Consider the following 18,267-nt stretch of genomic DNA (forward strand, 5'->3'; position numbering starts at 1 on the left):
AGGAGGCGAGATGACCACCGAACAGCCTAAGCCAGGCATTCTGGAGAAGCTTTGCGAGCTGGCTTGCGCGCTCTGTATTCTCGCGTCCATCGCATCGATCGTCATCGAGATCGTCGCACGGAACCTGTTCGATCTTTCCTTCCAGCTCTCGGATGAACTCGGCGGATATCTCCTGGTGGCGATCACCTTTCTCAGCCTGTCGGTCTGCCAGGTTCACGGCGCCTACCATCATGTGGAATTCGTGCAGGCGCGCTTGCCGCCCCGCGCCCGGCACACAAGCCGCGTGATTTTCGACGCTATCTCGCTCGCCTTCTGCCTCATCCTGATCTGGCAGTTCTATCGGCTGACGAGCCGTTCCTGGAGTTCGGGAGACTTCGCGCCCACCATCATGCAGACGCCGATGTGGCTGCCGCAGCTCAGCATGCTCCTCGGGGTCGCGGCATTGCTCGTGCCGCTCGGGCGATCGCTGGTGTGGAACTTCGCCGCCGCGCTCAAACCGAATGCATGACAATGTCGCCTGAACTCGTCCTTGCTCTCTCCTTTTCGCTGTTCCTCCTCCTCCTCGTCGGCGGCATGGCCGTGCCCTTTGCGATCGCTGTTCCCGGCGTGGTCTATCTTTATCTCCTCGGCGGGGCGCCAATGCTGCGTGGGCTCGGCTTCGTCGCCTGGGGCAGCATGAACAGCTTCATGCTCACCGCGATCCCGATCTTCGTGCTGATGGCCGAGATCATCCAGCACAGCGGCCTGGGCATTCGGATTTATCGCGGCCTGGGCAGGCTCGTGAGCCGACTGCCAGGCGGACTCTTGCAGACGAATATCGCGGGATGCGCGCTCTTTGCGGCAATCAGCGGCTCGAGCGTCGCAACGGCCGCCTCGATCGGCGGGGTTGCGCTGCCGGAACTTGCACGCCGTCGTTATGACCCCGTGCTGTCGGTCGGCTCGCTGGCCGCCGGCGGAACGCTCGGCATACTCATTCCGCCGAGCATCATCATGATCATCTATGCGTCCTTTACCGAGACGTCGGTCGCCAAGTTGTTCATGGCCGGTGTCGTGCCCGGTGTGCTGCTCACGGCGATGTTCATGGGTTATATCGCCCTGCGCTCACGCATAGGGCCGAGTATTCAGGGAGGCGTTGCGGAGCATGACGACATTTCGATCCGTGCGGCCCTCGTGGAGATCGCACCGGTAACGGTCTTGATTCTCGCCACTTTGGGATCGATCTATCTCGGCCTTGCAACGCCGACCGAGGCCGCGGCGGGTGGATGCGTCATCGCTTTGATCCTGGCCTGGACGGTCGGTGACCTGCCCTGGTCGCGCTTCGTGGAATGTCTTCAACGAACCGTTCGTGTGGTCGGCAATATCCTTTTCATCATCGCGGCGGCCTATATCTACGCCTATGCGATCAGCATGGGGCGTGTCGGCGAGAGCCTGACCGCCTGGCTCGTGTCGCTCGACCTCAGCAAATTCGAATTCTATATCGCATTATTCGTTCTCTACACGGTGCTAGGCTGCCTGGTGGAGAGCGCTGGCATGATCGTCATCACCGTGCCCTTGCTCTATCCCGTGTTGCAGCAATACGGCATCGACCTCATCTGGTTCGGCATCGTCTTGGTCCTCTACATCGAGATGGCGCTCATTTCGCCACCGATCGGCATCAATCTCTTTGTCATCCAGAGCATCTGGAAGGGAAGTTTCCGCGACGTGGTCGTCGGGACTATTCCGTTTCACCTGCTCATGATCGTCCTCCTAATCCTACTGACATTGTTTCCAGAAATCGCCTTGTGGCTGCCGTCGCAAATGCTCGGCGAATGACGGTGACCTGCCTCAGTGGTCCGGTATGGTGCATGTAGAATGCGAGCCGCAGCTTCGCGGCTATCGAAAACAACGATAGAGAATACAGAAAAATAGATATTGCGCAGACCCATCGTCGTCCTAGCATGCCCGAACCGTCGGATTGAGCCGACCTTAGGGAGGTCCCGGGCTGAGGTCGCCGTAGAGGCCCCGGAGCGAGACTTAAAGCTATCGCCGCCTTCGAGGCCGAGGAGGCTCGGCTTCACATGATCTGTGCTCGGTGCCGCGAGGGATCGCCGGCGCTCAGGGAGACATTTTGCCATGAGGACCACGCGACGCTCGGTATTGGTGGGTACGGCCGCGGCCGGCTTCGGCCTTTTCTCCATCAGGCCCTCCCATGCCGCTCCGGAGATTACACTTCGCTTGTCGAACAACGTGAGCGCCGACCACCCCCTTAGCGTCAGGGCAAACCAGGCGGCGAAGCGGATCGCAGCCGAGACCGACGGGCGGGTCGAGCTCAAGGTCTTCATCAATAGCCAACTCGGGGCCGATACGGACGTGCTCTCGCAGGTTCGCTCGGGAGCGATCGATTTCCAGATGATTTCCGGCGAGGTGCTGTCGACGATGGTGCCGACTGCCGGCATGTATGCCATGGGCTTCGCCTTTCCCAATTACGACAAGGTCTGGAGCGCCATGGATGGCGACCTCGGCAGCTATATTCGCCGCCAGATCGAGGCCGCCGGGCTCTATGTCATGACCCGGATGTGGGACAATGGCTTCCGGCAGATTACTTCTTCGAGCAAAGAGATAAAGACGCCGGAGGATCTTCGCGGCTTCAAGATCCGCGTGCCGGTAAGCCCCATCTACACTTCGTTGTTCCAGGCCTTGGGTGCCTCGCCGGTCGGCCTCAATTTTTCCGAACTCTATTCGGCCCTGCAGACAGGCGTCGTCGATGGCCAGGAAAATCCTCTGGTCGTGATCCAGACGGCCAGACTCTACGAGGTGCAGAAATATTGCGCGCTCACCAATCACCTCTGGGGCGGCACCTGGTTCATCGGCAATCGCGCGCGCATGGAAAAGCTGCCCCCCAATCTGCGCGACATCGTGACCAAGCATATCAATGAAGCAGCCCTCGACGAGCGGGCGGACATTGCCCAGACCGCCGCCAAGGTTCGGGCTGATCTGAGTGCCAAGGGAATGACGATCAGCGAGCCGAACCTCGAGCCGTTCAAGGCGATGCTCAACGGGAGCGGCTTCTATGCCGGCTGGCAAAAGCGCGTCGGCGACGAGGCCTGGGCGCTCCTGGAAAAATATGTCGGGCCGCTCGGCTGAAGATTTCACCCGCGGCCCCCGACGATGCCGGGCGGCCATGACATCACCGAGGCCTTGAAGCGGCAATGACCGAAGTTCAAGTTGATACCGGATTGGCCGACCTGCCCGCGGCCGAGAAGCGGGGGCGCACCCGCCTCGTGAAGCCGGTGCTCGCCGTCATAGAGGCCTTCGCGGCACTGCTCGTGGTTGTCGAGGTAGGCCTGCTGCTCGCTGGTGTCATCGCGCGCTACGTGTTCAACCGGCCCTTGCTCTGGTCCGACGAACTGGCCTCCACGCTGTTCGTCTGGCTGATCATGCTGGGCTCCGTCGTCGCTCTCAGCCGCGACGAGCATCTGCGCCTGACGCTGTTCGTGCGCAAGGCCAGTCCCACCGGTCAGCGCTGGCTGCAGGCCATGGCGATGATCGTGGTCTCGACCTTTCTCCTCGTGATGCTGCTGCCGTCCTTCGAATATGCCCGAGACGAATGGATCGTCACGACGCCGGCGCTCGGCATCAGCAACAGCTTCCGCGTGGCCGGTATCGGTGTCGGCATCGTGCTGATGCTGGTGGTGGCTCTGCTGCAGCTCACCGAGCGGGTCACCTTGCGCATCTTCCTGGCGAGCGCCGGTATCGCGCTCGCGACCGCCGCCGCTCTGTGGCTTGCCGCGCCCCTCCTGATCGCCATCGGCAACTACAACATCGTCGTCTTTTTCGTTCTGCTGGTTGGCGTCTGCATGGTGATCGGCGTTCCCATCGCCTTTTGCTTCGGCATCGCCACCATTGCCTTCCTGCTCCTGACGACGACCGTTCCCATTACGGTCGTGGTCGGGCGCATGGATGAGGGCGTATCCAACATTCTGCTGCTCTCCGTGCCTGTGTTCGTCCTGCTCGGCTGCATTTTGGACGTCACGGGAATGGGGCGGGCGATGATCGACTTTCTCGCCTCACTTGTCGGCCACGCGCGGGCTGGCATGTCCTATGTGCTGCTCGGCTCGATGTATCTGGTATCGGGAATTTCGGGCTCCAAGGTGTCGGACATGGCCACCGTGGCGCCGGCGCTTTTTCCCGAGATGAAGCGGCGTGGGCAAAGTCCGCCGGAGATGGTGGCGCTGCTCGCGACGGGCGCCGTTATGGCCGAGACGGTGCCGCCGAGCATCATCATGATCGCCGTCGGCTCGGTCACGGGTGTGTCGATCGCCGGGCTGTTCAATGGCGGGCTTGCCGTTGCCGCCGTTCTCCTCATCGGCCTCGCCATTCTTGCCCGATTGCGCTCGCGAGGCGAAAATAGGGAAGGGGTCGTGCGGGCGCCGTGGTCGCGCGTGGTCAAGACCCTCGTCATCGCGCTGCCGGCGCTGATCCTGCCGTTTCTGATCCGCGGCGCGGTGGTAGAGGGCGTAGCGACGGCCACCGAAGTCTCCACCTTCGCGGTTGTCTACGCCTTGCTCGCGGGCGTTGTCTTCTACGGCGGCATCGACCGCCGGCGCATCTTTCCCATCCTGGTGGAGACCGCCTCGCTCAGCGGCGCCATCCTCTTGATCCTGGGCACGGCCCAGGCGGTCGCCTGGTCGCTGACGCAGACCGGCTTTGCCCAGCATTTCGGCGATGTCATGAGCGGGCTGCCGGGCGGCTGGATCACGTTCATGATCGTGTCGATCCTCACTTTCGTCCTACTGGGCTGCCTGCTCGAAGGGTTGCCGGCGATCGTGCTGCTCGGTCCGTTCATGTTCCCCATTGCCCGCAGCCTCGGCATCAACGATGTGCATTATGCGCTGGTGGCGATCGTCTCCATGAATATTGGCCTGATGGCTCCGCCGATAGGCATTGGATACTACGTTGCCTGCAGTATTGGGCGCGTCTCGCCGGACGAAGCGATCTGGGCCGTGTGGCCTTATCTCGGCGCCTTGCTGCTCGGTCTCCTCGTCATCGCCTTCGTGCCCTGGATCGCTGTCGGCTGGTACTGAGACGGCGCGACCTGCCCTGCAACTTCCCACATTCGTTGGATTGGAGGCTCTGAAATGTCTGCTGGCGAGACGCACAGCCTGGACGCGCATGCATATGACTTGCATAAAAGGTCGATCATCGTCGACACGCATAATGATGCGGTGGTTCGGATCCTCGATCTCGGCCATGACCTCTCGCAGGCCTGCAACAACGGCTTCATCGATCTGCCCTCCATGCGGGAGGGCAATTTCACCGCGCAGTTCTTCGCCATTCAGCTGCCGCCGAAATGCTACGCCCTGGGGACGGCGAAGCAGCATCTCGTCACCATGCTCGATGCGGTGACGCAGTTTTGCGAGCGCAATGCCGACCGCATCCAGATCGCGCGGAGCGCAGCGGATGTCCGTGCGCTCGCCGCCGCAGGCACGCATGCTGCGATCCTGACGCTCGAAGGTGCGCATGTCATCGGCGAAGATCTGCACGAGCTCGAAGACCTTGTGCGCTGCGGTGTCCGCCTCATCACGCCCTGCCACTTCTTCAGCAGTTCCTGGTCGGATTCCGCCACCGACGCGCCGCTTCACGGCGGGCTGAGCGAGCTCGGAAAGCGCGCTGTCGCCGAGATGAACCGCCTCGGCATCATGATCGACGTCTCGCACGTGTCGGACGAGGCTTTCTGGCAGATTCTGGAACTGAGCCGCCGGCCGGTGATCGCCACCCATTCCTGCATTCGCGCGCTCGTCAACCACCCGCGCAACCTGACGGACGAGATGATCAAGGCGCTCGCCGCCAAAGGGGGCCTCGCCGGAATCAATTTCTTTCCGGAGCAGGTTTCCGAGCGCTACTACGCCGACATTCGCGAGAAGGCAGCAGCGATCGCGACCAAGGACGAGCTGGAAAACACCATCCCGATCGCATTGTTGATGCGGGCGGCGGAGAGGGATCCCGAGGCCAGCTACAATATCGTCATGGATCTCGGCATCCCGCAGCCTACTCTCGCCGAATGTGTCGACCACATCGACTATGTCGCGAAGCTCGTCGGGCCCGACTATGTGTGCATGGGCAGCGATCATGGCGCGGTGCGCTTCGAGATCGTCGGGCTCGAGGATTGTTCGAAGCTGCCGAACCTGACGCGCGAGCTGCTGCGCCGCGGCTACTCCGACGAAGACGCCCAGAAGGTTCTCGGCGAGAACGTGCTGCGCTTCATGGAACGTCACGACTCCTGAAGCGCGACAACCGGTTTGGCGGCCGTCTCCCACGGCCGTCGGCGCCCGGGGCCGGCAACGCAGCGCCGCCTCGGGCGCTTGCCGTTTCAGAAGGAGCGCGTGAGGCGCACGAAGCGGCCGGCGATGACGAGCGCGGCGATGACAACGACGATCTGGACGGTGGAAACCGCCGTCACGGCCGGATCGACCCGCCATTCAATGTAATTGACGAGCGCGATCGGCAAGGTGGTCACGTCGGGCCCCACGAGGAGTAGCGACATTTCTAGCTCGACGAAGGAGACGATGAAGCTGAAGAGCGCTGAGGCAACGATGGCCGGCCGGATGATGGGTAGGGTGATCCGCCGCAAGACCGTCCAGCGCGAGGCGCCGAGGCTGGTGGCAGCCTCCTCGACGGATTGGTCGAAATGGATCAGCGAGGCCGTCGTCAGTCGGACCGTCCAGGGAATGGCGATGACCACATGGGCGAGCACCAATCCGAAGAGAGTGCCGGCCAGCTGCAGCCCCGTCGCCAACTCGATCTGAATGAAGAAGAGATAAGCGCCCGTGCCCGAGACGATCGCTGGCACCATCAGGGGAGACAAGAGCAAGGTCGCAAGGCCATCGCGCCCCCAGAAGCTACCCCGGGCCAGGACGAAGCCTGCCGGCACGCCGACGAGCAAGCTGCCCAGCGTAGCCGCGAGCGCCAGGATGATGCTGCTCCCGAAGCCCGACCGGAAGGTGGCGACGTCCCACGCCGCCTGATACCAGTCCAGCGTATAGCCCTGCGCTGGAAAGGTGATGATCCGGTTGGTGAAGAAGCTCGTTCCAATCACCGCGACGAGCGGCAGCAACATCAGGAAGAGACTGACGACAACGAGCGTTATGCGCGCGAGCACCGGTCCTGGGATGGATGGCCGCCTCATGATCAAAGCCTTCCGTACCACTTCTGCATTGTCTTGGTCGCCACGATCGTGACGACGACCGACAGAAGCAGAAGCATGAAGGACAGGGTTGCGCCCATGGGCCAGTTGTTAGCCCGCACGATCTGCTCGTAGATCTTCGGTGCCATCATGTGAAAGGCCGGGCCGCCGATGAAAACCGGTGTGGCATAGGCGCCCATGCCGAGCACGAGCGTGAGGATCGTGCCGGCAAAGATGCCGGGCATAGCGAGAGGCACGAGGATGCGTCGCGCCATGGTGAGGGATCCCGCGCCCAGCCCGGAAGCCGCTTCCTCGAGTGCCGGATCGATCCCGTCGATGACGCTTTGAATAGCGACCACCATGTAAGGCAACAGGATCGAGACCAGGCCGATGATGACGCCGGTCGTGGTATGCATCAGCTGCAGCGGGGTTTCGATAAGTCCCGTCGCACGCAACGTGCTGTTGATCGCTCCCCCCTCGCCGAGCATGACGATCCAGCCGATCGTGCGCGCCGCATTGCCGATCAGTAGCGGCGTGATGAGAATGAGAAAGAGCAGCTCTTTCATCCGCCGCGACTGGGTTCGCGAGATCGTGTAGGCCAGTGGAAAGCCGAGGACGAGGCAGATGAGCACACAGATCGCTGAGACCGCGAAAGTTCGCGTGAGGACGCTGAGGTAAAAGGGGTCCGTCAGCGCCTGGACATAGTTGTCGAGCGTCACCGCCTCGACCATGAGCTGAACCGGATCGAAGCGGTTCAGGCTGAAGCGCAGAAGCAGCAGCTGTGGCAGCACGATGACGAAGACGATGAGCGCCGTGGCTGGACCAAGCGCCAGAACGGGAAGCTCGTTCGGCGCCTTTCTCATCGCGCGTTGGCGTCGCGGCCGTCGCCGTCGCAAATTCCGACCATCCGCAGTGCCAAAGCGGCGTGATGTTCGGAGATCTGTGAGAGGGTCAAGCGGCCTCCCGGCTTGAACCAGGAGGTGACGAACTCACCCAGGCTGAGAACTGCGTAAGTGGTTGCCACCACATCGTCGACCAAGAACAGTTTCTGTTTCATTCCGGTTCTGATGATGGTGCGCAGTTTGCCTGTCAGCCGATCGTGCAATTGATCGAGCTCTGCCCTTTTCTCGGGAGAGAGCTTGGCGCGAAACTGTCCATAATTGTAGAGCGCCTGGAATCCTTCTTCCTGCTCGTAATATCTGAACTGGTGCAAGACATGCGCGCTGACGAACTCCCGCAGTTGCTCGCGCGGATCGCTGGCCGTGACGCTGGTATCGATCGTCTCGAGCAGTGCCTCGGCCATCCGTTGCAGGAAGGCGAGGCAGATATCTTCCTTGGAAGCGAAATGCCAATAGAGAGCGGGTGCCGAAATGCCGATGGCCCTGGCGATGCTGTTCATGGTCACGCCTTCGTAGCCGTGTTCCTTGAACAGGAGCGCGGCAACGTCAACGATGCGCTTGGCTGTATCGTCTCCGCGCCCCTGCAATACGGTTGCAGAGGCGGGCAGATTCGCTTTTCCCGGAGCGCGGCCGGCGGTAGCGCGTTTGGCCGGGCTCATTGGACCGCTCCCGCAGCCGCCTGCCGGCCGTCGCCGGCGTCGAAGGTGGAAGCATTGCGCCAGTTGTCCCGGAGTAATTTCTTTTGCACTTTGCCCGTCGAGCTCTTCGGGAGCTCTTTGCAGAACTCGACATAGCGCGGTACCATATATTTCGGCATTCGAGACCGGCACCAGTCCACCAAGACCGCCGGATCGCAGGCCTGTCCGTCGCGCAGGACGACGACGGCTTTGACCTCCTCCTCGGTCAGCTCCGATGGCACACCGATGGCAGCAACTTCGAGCACCGCGGGGTGCTGCATCATGACTTCCTCGATCTCATGGGCGGACATATTGTTGCCGCGCTTGCGAATGGCATCGGATCGGCGTCCGTGATAGTAGAGCCATCCATCCTCATCAATCCGGCCGAGATCGCGCGTGTGGTACCAAAGGTTCCGCCAGGCCTTGGTCGTCTCCACTGGATCGCGGAAATAGCCCGACATGTGCTGATGTGCGAAATTGGGGCGCACGAGGATTTCGCCGATCTCCCCTACCGGCAGCTCACGGTCGTCATCATCGGCAATCCGCACCTGATAACGCTCGAAATCGACCTTTCCGCAGGTGCCGCGCTTGGCTCTATCCTCGTCGTCGCCGAGCGCCCAGCAGACATGGCCGCATTCGGTCGATCCGTAGATTTCGGTGACCTGAATACCGAATCGCTCCGAAAACTCCGGCCAGATCTCCGGCCGCGGTCCGCCCATCGCGAGCCTCACCCTGTGGTCGCGGTCGGATGGGCTCGGCGGCTGTTTGTAGAGGATCGCCAGCACGGCGCCCATGAAGTCGAAGATCGTCGCCTGGTGGCGACGGATATCGTCCCAGAACCGCGAGGCGCTGAACTTCTCACCGATTGCGGTCGTCGCGCCGAGATCGAGGGCGGCAATATAGGTCAAGATTGCCGCATCTGTATGGAAGAGCGGGTAGCAGGAATAGATCACGTCATCTTCCCGATACCCCAGATGCGAGGTGAGATCTCGCGCCATATCGAGGCAATATCCATGGCTGATCGAGACCGCCTTGGCCGGACCCGTGGTCCCGGACGTGAAGATCAGCATCAGCAGGTCGGATGGAGCGATCGACGGCGCCGTCCAGGGGAGGGGAGCCGCGATTGCCTCAGCATAGGCAATGACGCGAAAGCGGGCCAGTCTCGGGTGCTCGTTCAAAACACCGGGATTGCCGCGAAGAATGATCGTCTCGAGACAGGTGAGCTCATCCGCGACCTCGGCGAGCGCCACCACATAGCTCTCGTCGAGGACGAGAACCTTCGCCTCTGAGAGTTCCAACAGATGAACGAGCCCCTTGCTCGTATATTCGGTGTTGATGCCAACCTGGATCGCGCCGAGCTTGCACGCCGCCATCCAGGCGACGATGTAGTCCGGACAGTTCGGCAGCATCAGGCAGACTGGGTCGGCCTTGGCCACTCCTTCCCGTTGCAGCGCGCCCGCCAAGTTGCCGGACAGGCGGTCAACCGTCTCATAGGTCAGGCGTTCATCCCTGTAGGACAGGAGGATCTTGTCGCGATGCGTCCTCGCCCGCGCGGCGAGCAACTGGTCGACGGTCTGCAGCACGTTTTTCGTTCCTTAATGAGTGTTAAATGGATATCGCCGAGGCTTTCGGCTGTCAATATACGGCGGCCAGATCTCGCTTCACTCTGCTGGCGGCTGTCGCAAGTCTGCCCGTTTGAGCACGGGCGTGTGCTGGACGTGGGCAGCAGATGCGCCCGTTTGGAGCGGGGCTACCGATTGCTGGATTGATCGCGCATTTCGTGAGCTTGACACCCGCCGTTTCGACCAGTTAGCATCCTTAATGAACGATAATTATAGTGGCTGTATCCGGCAGCCCAGAAGGGGTCCACAGCGAGCGATCGCGAAGGGAGAGCGAATATGACTATCGGTCGGCGAACATTCTTGAAGGCCTCGGGAGCCACGCTGCTCACGGCGGGTATCGGCGCTCCGCGTGCTTATGCGCAGGCGAAGCCGATGATCGTCGGCAACTGGGGAGGAGACTTCGCGAATAAAGTTTCTCGTATATTGGAACAAGACTTCGCGAAGCGGTACAATGTAACCTTCTCCTACCAATATGGTGATGGCGCGAGCCGCCGCACGCGACTCCTGGCGGAGCGCAATCTGCCGCGTTCGACCATGGACATCGCCTGGCTGACCGATCAGGATGCCTATGACGTCAAGCAACACGATCTCCTGGTCGATCCTTTGGATCTCAGCAAGATCCCGAACTATCAAAACGTCTACGAGAGTTTGCGCGCGCCCTTCTACGTGCCCTTTCTTATCCAAAATCTCGCGATTCTTTACAATCCACGCAAGATTCCGGAACCCCCGACGTCCTATGCTGATCTATGGGACCCGCGATGGAAGGGTCGCATCGGCATCATGGACTTGAACTTCCGCCTCTATGTGATGGTCGCCTCGCTCCTGCAGACGGGAAAGCTGTTCGACACGGATGCGGCCTTTGCCAAGCTGCGTGAGCAGAAGGACACCATGGCGCCGAAGTTCTACCCCTTCCATGAGCAGCTCGGCATGGCTTTTGCCAATGAAGAGATCTGGATGGCGTTGAATTTCACGGCGCGAGGGCAGATGTGGAAGGCTGAGGGCTTGCCGGTCGAAGTGGCTTATCCCAAGGAGGGAATGCTCACCATGTCGACCGGCGTATGTATCCCGAAGAAGGCGGCGCAGCCCGAGCTGTCCTACAGCTACATCAATGAGATGCTGACGCCGAAAGTCCAGGGGGACTTTGCGGCGGTGCATTTCTTCGCTCCTGCCGTCAAGAACGCGCAAATTCCCGAAGATCGCCGTGCGCAGATCGAAATTCCGGACAAAGAACTGAAGAAGATGTTGGTGGTCGATGCGGCCGAGGCGGGCAAATACCAGGCCATATGGCTCGACCGCTGGAACCGCGAGATGAAGTGAGCCTGGGACCCGAGGGGCCCCAATCGTCCGTCGAAGATCGTCCCCAAATCGTCTCATTGCCGCCGGTGCGGTGGTGGGAGCTGCCGTGAGAGACTCCAAGGATATGCTGGATACCGCCGCCGACCGTCCCAACCGCCAATTGGCTCGCGACCTTCACTTCAGCTCCATCATCGCCGACACTCACAATGACGTGGTCGTCAGGCTGCTCAATCTCGGACACGACCTTCGCCAGAAGCTCGGCAACGGCTTCGTCGATCTTCCTTCGATGAAAGAGGGTAACTTCACGGCGCAGTTCTTTGCCTTTCAGGTGCCGCACAAGCACTATGCACGCGGAGACGCCAAGGAGCAGCTAAAACGGATGATGGCGGCCGTGATCGGCTTCTGCGAGGAGAATGCCGATCAGATTGCGCTGGCACGGACGAGCGCCGATATACGCGCCTTGGCAGCGGAAGGGCGGCAGGCGGCGGTCCTGTGCATCGAAGGCGCGCATGTCATTGGTGAGGACCTCGCGTCCTTGCAGGTGCTGCATGACCAGGGCATCCGCTATATTACCCCGGCCCATTTTTACACGAGCAGCTGGTCCGATTCCTCCACCGACAACGCCGCGCATGGCGGCCTCAGCCCGCTTGGCGTCGAGGCGATCAAGGAGATGAACCGTATCGGCATCGTCGTCGATGCGGCGCATATATCGGACGAAGCCTTCTGGCAGGTGCTGGAGATCACATCGCGCCCCGTCATGGTGTCCCACGCCGGTGCGCGCGCGCTTCTGCCTCATCCCCGCAACATCACTGACGAGATGATCGCGGCCGTCGGCAAGATGCGGGGGCTGATCGGCGTCTGCCCCTATCCGGAGTTTCTCACCCACGACTTCTACCGCGCCATTGAACGCAAGGCGCTCGAGGTCTCGTCCGAGGAGGAGATCCGCAGGACAATTCCCTCGGCCATCCTCATGGCCCATGCGCAGGATAATCCTGAGGCGAGCTACAATATCATCTCAAATCTGGGTATCGAGCTCCCGACGATTTGGGATTACATCGACCATATCGAGCATGTCGTGCGGCTGGCGGGGGTCGATCATGTCTGCATGGGCATCGACCACGGAGCCATTCAGTTCGAGATCCGCGGCTTCGAGGACTGCACCAAGCTTCCAAATTTGACGGAGGGCCTCCTGGATCGCGGCTTCACGCCGGCCGAGGTCAAGAAGATCATGGGCGAGAACGTTCTGAACTTCCTTGATCGCCATGACCGCCAGTCGTCTTGATCGACTGTCTCTTTCCGATGCGCGAGTGCGAGACATGGCCGATCTGAGGATCGAGAACCTGCGAAAGACGTTCAGCAGTTTCGTTGCGGTCGAGGATTTCAGTCTCTCGGTGCGCCGCGGTGAACTCGTGACGTTTCTGGGGCCGAGCGGTTGCGGCAAGACGACGACGCTGCGGATGATCGCTGGTTTCGTTACGCCCCAGAGCGGTCGCATTCTCTTTGGCGGCCGCGACATTGCCCATCTCGCGCCTCAACATCGCAATGTCGGCATGGTTCATCAAGGCTATGCGCTCTTCCCCCATATGACGGCGGCACAGAATGTCGCCTTCGGACTGGAGATGCGCGGGGTGTCGAAGCCGGAGGTGGCCCGGCGGGTCGACGAGGCCTTGGCCATGGTGCGCATGACCGATTATGGGCAGCGCCTGCCGCGACAGCTGTCCGGTGGGCAGCAGCAAAGGGTTGCCTTGGCGCGGGCCTTCGTCATCAATCCGGATGTGCTGCTCTTGGACGAGCCGCTTTCGGCGCTGGACGCCAAGCTGCGCGAAGACGTGCGCCGGGATATCCGCAAGCTTCAGCAGACGCTCGGTCTGACCACGATCCTGGTGACGCACGACCAGGAAGAGGCTCTCAGTACCTCCGATCGCATCGTCGTGATGCATGCCGGGCACATCGAGCAGATCGGCACGCCGCGTGAGATCTATGGGAGACCCCAAAGCCGGTTCGTGGCCGACTTCATGGGCAGTTCCAATGTCCTGAAAGGGCGGCTCGAAGACGGCCTGTTCGTCACGGATTTCGGCGCGAAGATCATGCTGCCTCATGGCGAGGCCCCCGCCGCAGGAGACGTGACGGCGGTCGCCGTTCGCCCCGAGCACATCAAGGTGGGAACCGGCGAACCGGACAGTCACCGCAATCGGCTCAGTGGCCGGTTGGAAGATTTGGAATACCTCGGGTCGGCGCTCGTTTTGAAGGTTCGGGTAGCGGGCGGACAGGAGATGCTCGTCAAGCTTCCCGAAACGGCAAGCGACCCATCGGCATTGCCCTTGGGAGCGATGGTCGAACTGTCCTGGGACGCTGGCTCGACCTGGCCGCTGCATAGCTGAACGGGAAAGCCGGCCTGTTTCCTTCGGCAGGAGCGTGCACGCGCGGTGATCCATGGGGTGTGCACAAGGTGGCGGAGATGTCGTCTGGGGCGTAACGCGCTCCCTTGCACAGCTGCTCAGGCCGATCGCAGAGGTCGAACCGGCGAAATCTTACGTCCGGCCAGGCAAGCATATCGCAACGTGCAGACCCAGACTTCTATGTGAAGCGAGTGAGCAAACGGCGGAAAAGCTGCCGAAGATACAAGAGGGGTAAAAGATGAAAAACCTGAAGCGTGTTCTCGGTAGCATAGCCTTTCTTTTCGTCGCCGGAAGTGCCTCTGCGGCTGAGCAGATCGTGGTGAATTCATTCGGTGGCGAATTTCAGGCAGCCCAAAAGAAGGCTTTTTTCGAGCCGTTCCAAAAGGCGACATCCATCGTCGTGAAGGAGGACAGCGGAGCGAGCGTCGGCACCATCAAGGCGACCGTGCTTGCCGGAGACCCCCGCTGGGACCTCATCATGATCGCGAGCGGCGACTATCCGACGCTCGTCAAAGAAGGGCTCATCGAGACAATCGACTACGACAAGATGGACCCGGGCGTTGTCGCCGAGTTGCTCCCGGATGCCCGCAAGCCGTCCGCGGTGGTTGGTCACTTCTATGCCTGCGGAATTGCTTACCGCACCGATCTGAAGACGAAGGGACATCCGACGAGCTGGGCCGAATTTTGGGACACGAAGCGGTTCCCGGGTCCTCGGGCCCTGCCCAAGGCCGATTATTGGGTTCCTGCGTGGGAAGCAGCGCTCCTTGCCGACGGGGTGAAGCGGGAGGAACTCTATCCCCTCGATTTCAAGCGGGCGCTGAAGAGCCTCGACAAGATCAAGGACTCTGTCCAGGTCTGGTATAGCGACACCGCCGCAGGCGTGCAGGCGCTGGTGAGCGGCGAGGCCGATTACGCCTTCCTCTGCCACAACCGGGTCGTCGCCGCTCGCAACCAGGGAGCGCCGGTCGATGTCGAGCACAACGAAGCGATTCTCTTGAGCGACATGTGGGTGGTTCCTAAAGGTGCGAAGAACAAGGACAACATCTGGAAGTTCCTCAGCTTCTACATGACCGGCGCGCCACAGATCGAGCTGATGAAAATGCAGCCCGTCGCGCCTTCGAACGGGAAGGCCTATGCAATGATTGCGCCCGATATCGCCAAGGATCTCGCCACCTCACCACAGAATGTCGTGAAGATGGTTCCCTCCAACGCTGAATTCTGGGGTACGGAGGCGCCAGGTGGAAGCCAGCGCGATTACTCGATCAAGCTGTTTGAAGATTGGTTCGGTCGATGACCGCGCTCGAGGCGCTGGCCGTCGCACGGTTTTCTTTATATGCCGGCCTGCGCACCGGGCCCGAGGTGCGGTCTGATGAATTTGGCGACTGACCGGCGGACCGCCAAAAGCAGCTCGGCCGGCGCGACACTGGAGGTGCGGCGCCTCACCAAGCGGTTCGGCGCCTTTCCGTCGGTAAACGAGGTCAGTTGGACAGCCGAGGCTGGCGAATTCATCGCTCTCCTCGGCTCGTCCGGCTGCGGAAAGAGCACCAGCCTGCTGATGATCGCCGGGCTTCTGATGCCGACGAGCGGCGAGGTCCTCATCGGCGGCAGTGACGTGACAACATTGCCGCCGGAGCGGCGCAACATCGGCATGGTCTTTCAGGACTATGCGCTGTTTCCCCACATGTCCGTGCTTGAGAATGTGGCCTTCGGCCTGCGCATGCGTCGGCCGAGCCGCGCCGACGCTGCCGTTCTGGCCGAGCGGGCGCTCGAACGGGTAGGCCTTGCCGGGCTCGGAGGCCGGACGCCCGCAGCCTTGTCCGGCGGTCAGCGCCAGCGCGTCGCGCTGGCGCGCGCACTCGTCTACGAGCCCCCCGTGCTGCTGATGGATGAGCCGCTCGGCGCGCTCGACAAGCAGCTTCGCGAGCAGATGCAGCACGAGCTGCGCAAGCTCCACCGCGAACTCGGCGTCACCATCATTTACGTCACCCACGATCAGCGTGAGGCCTTGACCATGGCTGATCGCATCGCGGTCATGCGAGCCGGCCGTATCGAACAGATCGGCACGCCGCCCGCGGTGTTCAGTCGCCCGGAAACGCGCTTCGTCGCGTCATTCCTCGGTGACTGCTGCTTCCTGCGGCCAACGAAGGTCGAGGCTGTGGGCGAGACCTCCTGGCATGTGCATTTCGGCGAATGGGCCCTGCCGGTGCGCGGCCCGCGCGCCTTGCCGAACGAACCGGAGGTCGCGATCAGGCCCCACGAAATCCGCATATGCGCACCAGATGACGCCGGCAGCGCTGTTCTGCCCGTCACGCTGCTCGACGTGGTCTTCGAGGGCGAGACCTTCGAATACCTTGTCGTCACGCGCGACGGCCAGAATCTCTCCGTGCGCGTCCCCGCGCGAGAACACCATGATACCGAGCGGTCGCCGGGCGCCGAGATGTTCATCTCCTGGCCGCCCGATGCGGCATGGCTCGTCTGACGGGGGCGGGGATGACGCGAACATTCGGCGGCACCGTCATGCTCCTGGCCGCAGGCGCCTATCTCGCCGCCTTCTATCTCCTGCCGATAGGGGACGTGCTCTGGCGCAGCTTCGGCAACGGCGGTGAAGCCTACGCCGCTGTCCTGTCGTCTCCGGCAACCCTGCGCGTCCTGACCCATACGGTCTTCTTCGCCTTCGAGGTCACCCTATTCTCGCTCGCCCTTGGGCTGCCCATCGCCTACATCGCTTGGCAGTCGCCGCCGTCGCGAGCGGCACTCATCCTGCTGATCGCCTCCCTGCCGCTCTGGACGAGCCTCCTGGTCCGCACCTTCGCCTGGCAGGGCATCCTGGGACGAGGCGGGGTTCTCGCCTGGATGCTTTCCGATCTGTTCGGCATGTCGGACGTTCCGCGCATGAGCAACAACAGCTTCGGGGCGTTGGTCGGCAGCGTCTATGTCATGGTGCCTTACATGGTCATGGCGCTCTATGCATCCTTCCGCTCTATCGATGCACGCCTCTTCAGCGCTGCGCGCACACTCGGCTCCGGCCGCACGCAGGCCTTTGTGGGAGTCTTCCTGCCGCTCGCCACGCCGGGCATTTCCTCGGGCTGTCTGCTGGTCTTCATCTTGTCCGTCGGCTTCTTCGTCCCGCCGGCGCTGCTCGGCGGACCCCAGGATCAGACCGTCGCGATGCTGATCGCCCAGCGCGTCAATGTCCGGGGAAATTTTGAGGAGGCGGCGGCACTCAGCGTCCTCCTGCTGGCGACCATCTTCGCCATTCTCGGCCTCATGGCGGGGCTGCCGCCGCTCCTGCGCCGGCTGTTCAGAGAGCCGGGCGAGCAGGCGGGGCGATCCTTCGCCGCCGACGCTGCCGCCTGGCTCACACCCCTCCGGCCCTTGCTGCGCCCCCTTGAATCGCGGCTGCTCTGGCAGATCATGGTCGTCGTCGTTCTCGCTGTGCTGCTGCTGCCCTTTGTGGTCATCGTGCCGCTCGCTTTCTCGGCGGCCAGCTATATCCAATTGCCGGTCCGGGAATGGTCGCTGCGCTGGTTCGAGCAGGTCGCCGACTCACGCCTCTGGCTCGAGGCGGCCGGCAACTCGATCCTGATCGCCGTAGTTGCCGCCTCGATCGCCGTGCTGGTCGGCGTGGCCGCAGCCATCGGCTTGCGGGGACGCGGCGCCTCGAGCGCGCGTGTGCTCTTTGCCCTCTTCATGGCGCCGGCCATCCTGCCCGTCATCGTCTATGCCATAGGGGCGTTCTTTCTGGCGGCGCGGGCCAGTCTCGTCGACACGCGCACGGGGCTCATGATCGCGCATTCGGTTCTCGGGCTGCCCTTTGTGCTCATCACGGTGAGTACCGCACTGGCCACCATGCCGAGCAATCTCGAAGGCGCAGCGCGCACGCTCGGTGCCGGCCCGCCACAGGTGCTGGCCCGCATCACCTTGCCGCTGGTGACCCCGGCGATCGTGACCGGCGCGATCATGGCGTTCCTGGCGTCCTTCGACGAGGTGGTGGTGGCGCTTTTCCTGAGCGGCGTCACATCGCGAACGCTACCGAAGGAACTATGGCAGGCATCCACCTTGCAGGTGAGCCCGGTCATCATGGCGGTTGGGCTCTATATCGTTGCCTTCATGTTGCTGGTCGCCGCGGCGAGCTGGGTGCTGCGCGCCGCTCTGGAACGACGTCATGCCGTTCCCCCTACCCGTTTGCGCAAAGGTGCCGTGGAGGCTTGA

At 62.1% G+C, this 18,267-nt stretch carries 15 protein-coding genes; 11 read left to right on the plus strand and 4 right to left on the minus strand.

The genetic code is table 11. From position 1 onward, the window contains the following. Positions 1 to 10 precede the first annotated feature (10 nt). From ACFQU1_RS11895 to ACFQU1_RS11915, 5 genes are all read left to right on the plus strand, one after another. Positions 11 to 508: a TRAP transporter small permease gene (locus ACFQU1_RS11895; protein ID WP_378132691.1), complete on the plus strand. Its 498-nt coding sequence runs from the start codon at positions 11 to 13 to the stop codon at positions 506 to 508. Beyond that, a complete protein-coding gene (locus ACFQU1_RS11900; protein WP_378132693.1) occupies positions 505 to 1,812 on the plus strand; it encodes a TRAP transporter large permease in 1,308 nt (435 codons plus the stop codon). Before ACFQU1_RS11895 ends, ACFQU1_RS11900 begins: the two co-directional genes overlap by 4 nt. A 300-nt stretch (positions 1,813 to 2,112) precedes the next feature. Continuing rightward, positions 2,113 to 3,123 carry a TRAP transporter substrate-binding protein gene (locus ACFQU1_RS11905; RefSeq protein ID WP_378132695.1) on the plus strand — a complete coding sequence of 337 codons (1,011 nt, stop codon included), beginning with the start codon at positions 2,113 to 2,115 and terminating at the stop codon, positions 3,121 to 3,123. Between the two features lie 65 nt (positions 3,124 to 3,188). Beyond that, a complete protein-coding gene (locus ACFQU1_RS11910) occupies positions 3,189 to 5,063 on the plus strand; it encodes a TRAP transporter large permease subunit (protein ID WP_378132697.1) in 1,875 nt (624 codons plus the stop codon). 54 nt (positions 5,064 to 5,117) lie between these two features. After that, on the plus strand, positions 5,118 to 6,263 hold the full coding sequence (locus tag ACFQU1_RS11915) for a dipeptidase (RefSeq protein WP_378132699.1): 1,146 nt from the start codon (positions 5,118 to 5,120) through the stop codon (positions 6,261 to 6,263). A gap of 86 nt (positions 6,264 to 6,349) precedes the next feature. Here ACFQU1_RS11915 and ACFQU1_RS11920 read toward each other — a convergent pair whose 3' ends face one another. The 4 genes from ACFQU1_RS11920 to ACFQU1_RS11935 are packed head-to-tail and all read right to left on the minus strand — an operon-like array spanning position 6,350 to position 10,321. Beyond that, positions 6,350 to 7,165, minus strand: coding sequence for an ABC transporter permease (locus ACFQU1_RS11920; RefSeq protein ID WP_378132701.1), 816 nt, complete (start codon positions 7,163 to 7,165; stop codon positions 6,350 to 6,352). 2 nt (positions 7,166 to 7,167) lie between these two features. Continuing rightward, the gene (locus ACFQU1_RS11925; RefSeq protein ID WP_378132704.1) at positions 7,168 to 8,025 is read right to left on the minus strand and encodes an ABC transporter permease; all 858 of its coding nucleotides are present in this window, start codon (positions 8,023 to 8,025) and stop codon (positions 7,168 to 7,170) included. Beyond that, positions 8,022 to 8,720, minus strand: a complete 699-nt coding sequence (locus ACFQU1_RS11930) for a TetR/AcrR family transcriptional regulator (protein ID WP_378132706.1) — start codon at positions 8,718 to 8,720, stop codon at positions 8,022 to 8,024. Before ACFQU1_RS11930 ends, ACFQU1_RS11925 begins: the two co-directional genes overlap by 4 nt. After that, a complete protein-coding gene (locus ACFQU1_RS11935) occupies positions 8,717 to 10,321 on the minus strand; it encodes an AMP-binding protein (RefSeq protein WP_378132708.1) in 1,605 nt (534 codons plus the stop codon). The genes ACFQU1_RS11930 and ACFQU1_RS11935 overlap by 4 nt, the downstream gene beginning before the upstream one ends. A gap of 411 nt (positions 10,322 to 10,732) precedes the next feature. On the opposite strand from ACFQU1_RS11935, the gene ACFQU1_RS11940 reads away from it, so the two are divergent. The 6 genes from ACFQU1_RS11940 to ACFQU1_RS11965 all read left to right on the plus strand — a co-directional run bounded on the left by ACFQU1_RS11940 (position 10,733) and on the right by ACFQU1_RS11965 (position 18,267). Then, positions 10,733 to 11,677, plus strand: coding sequence for a PotD/PotF family extracellular solute-binding protein (locus tag ACFQU1_RS11940; RefSeq protein ID WP_378132710.1), 945 nt, complete (start codon positions 10,733 to 10,735; stop codon positions 11,675 to 11,677). An 85-nt stretch (positions 11,678 to 11,762) separates the two neighbouring features. Beyond that, complete coding sequence (locus ACFQU1_RS11945; RefSeq protein ID WP_378132712.1) at positions 11,763 to 12,938, plus strand: dipeptidase; 1,176 nt, start codon at positions 11,763 to 11,765, stop codon at positions 12,936 to 12,938. 34 nt (positions 12,939 to 12,972) lie between these two features. After that, positions 12,973 to 14,037 (plus strand): ABC transporter ATP-binding protein, encoded by a 1,065-nt coding sequence (locus ACFQU1_RS11950; RefSeq protein WP_378132714.1) that lies wholly within the window; start codon positions 12,973 to 12,975, stop codon positions 14,035 to 14,037. A gap of 256 nt (positions 14,038 to 14,293) precedes the next feature. Further along, complete coding sequence (locus ACFQU1_RS11955; protein ID WP_378132716.1) at positions 14,294 to 15,349, plus strand: ABC transporter substrate-binding protein; 1,056 nt, start codon at positions 14,294 to 14,296, stop codon at positions 15,347 to 15,349. Between the two features lie 75 nt (positions 15,350 to 15,424). Beyond that, entirely contained in the window at positions 15,425 to 16,534 is a 1,110-nt protein-coding gene (locus ACFQU1_RS11960) for an ABC transporter ATP-binding protein (RefSeq protein ID WP_378132718.1), read from the plus strand. 11 nt (positions 16,535 to 16,545) lie between these two features. Further along, complete coding sequence (locus tag ACFQU1_RS11965; protein WP_378132720.1) at positions 16,546 to 18,267, plus strand: ABC transporter permease; 1,722 nt, start codon at positions 16,546 to 16,548, stop codon at positions 18,265 to 18,267.

Source organism: Chelatococcus sp. GCM10030263, assembly GCF_042666455.1.
In the GTDB taxonomy this organism is placed as follows: Bacteria; Pseudomonadota; Alphaproteobacteria; order Rhizobiales; family Beijerinckiaceae; genus Chelatococcus.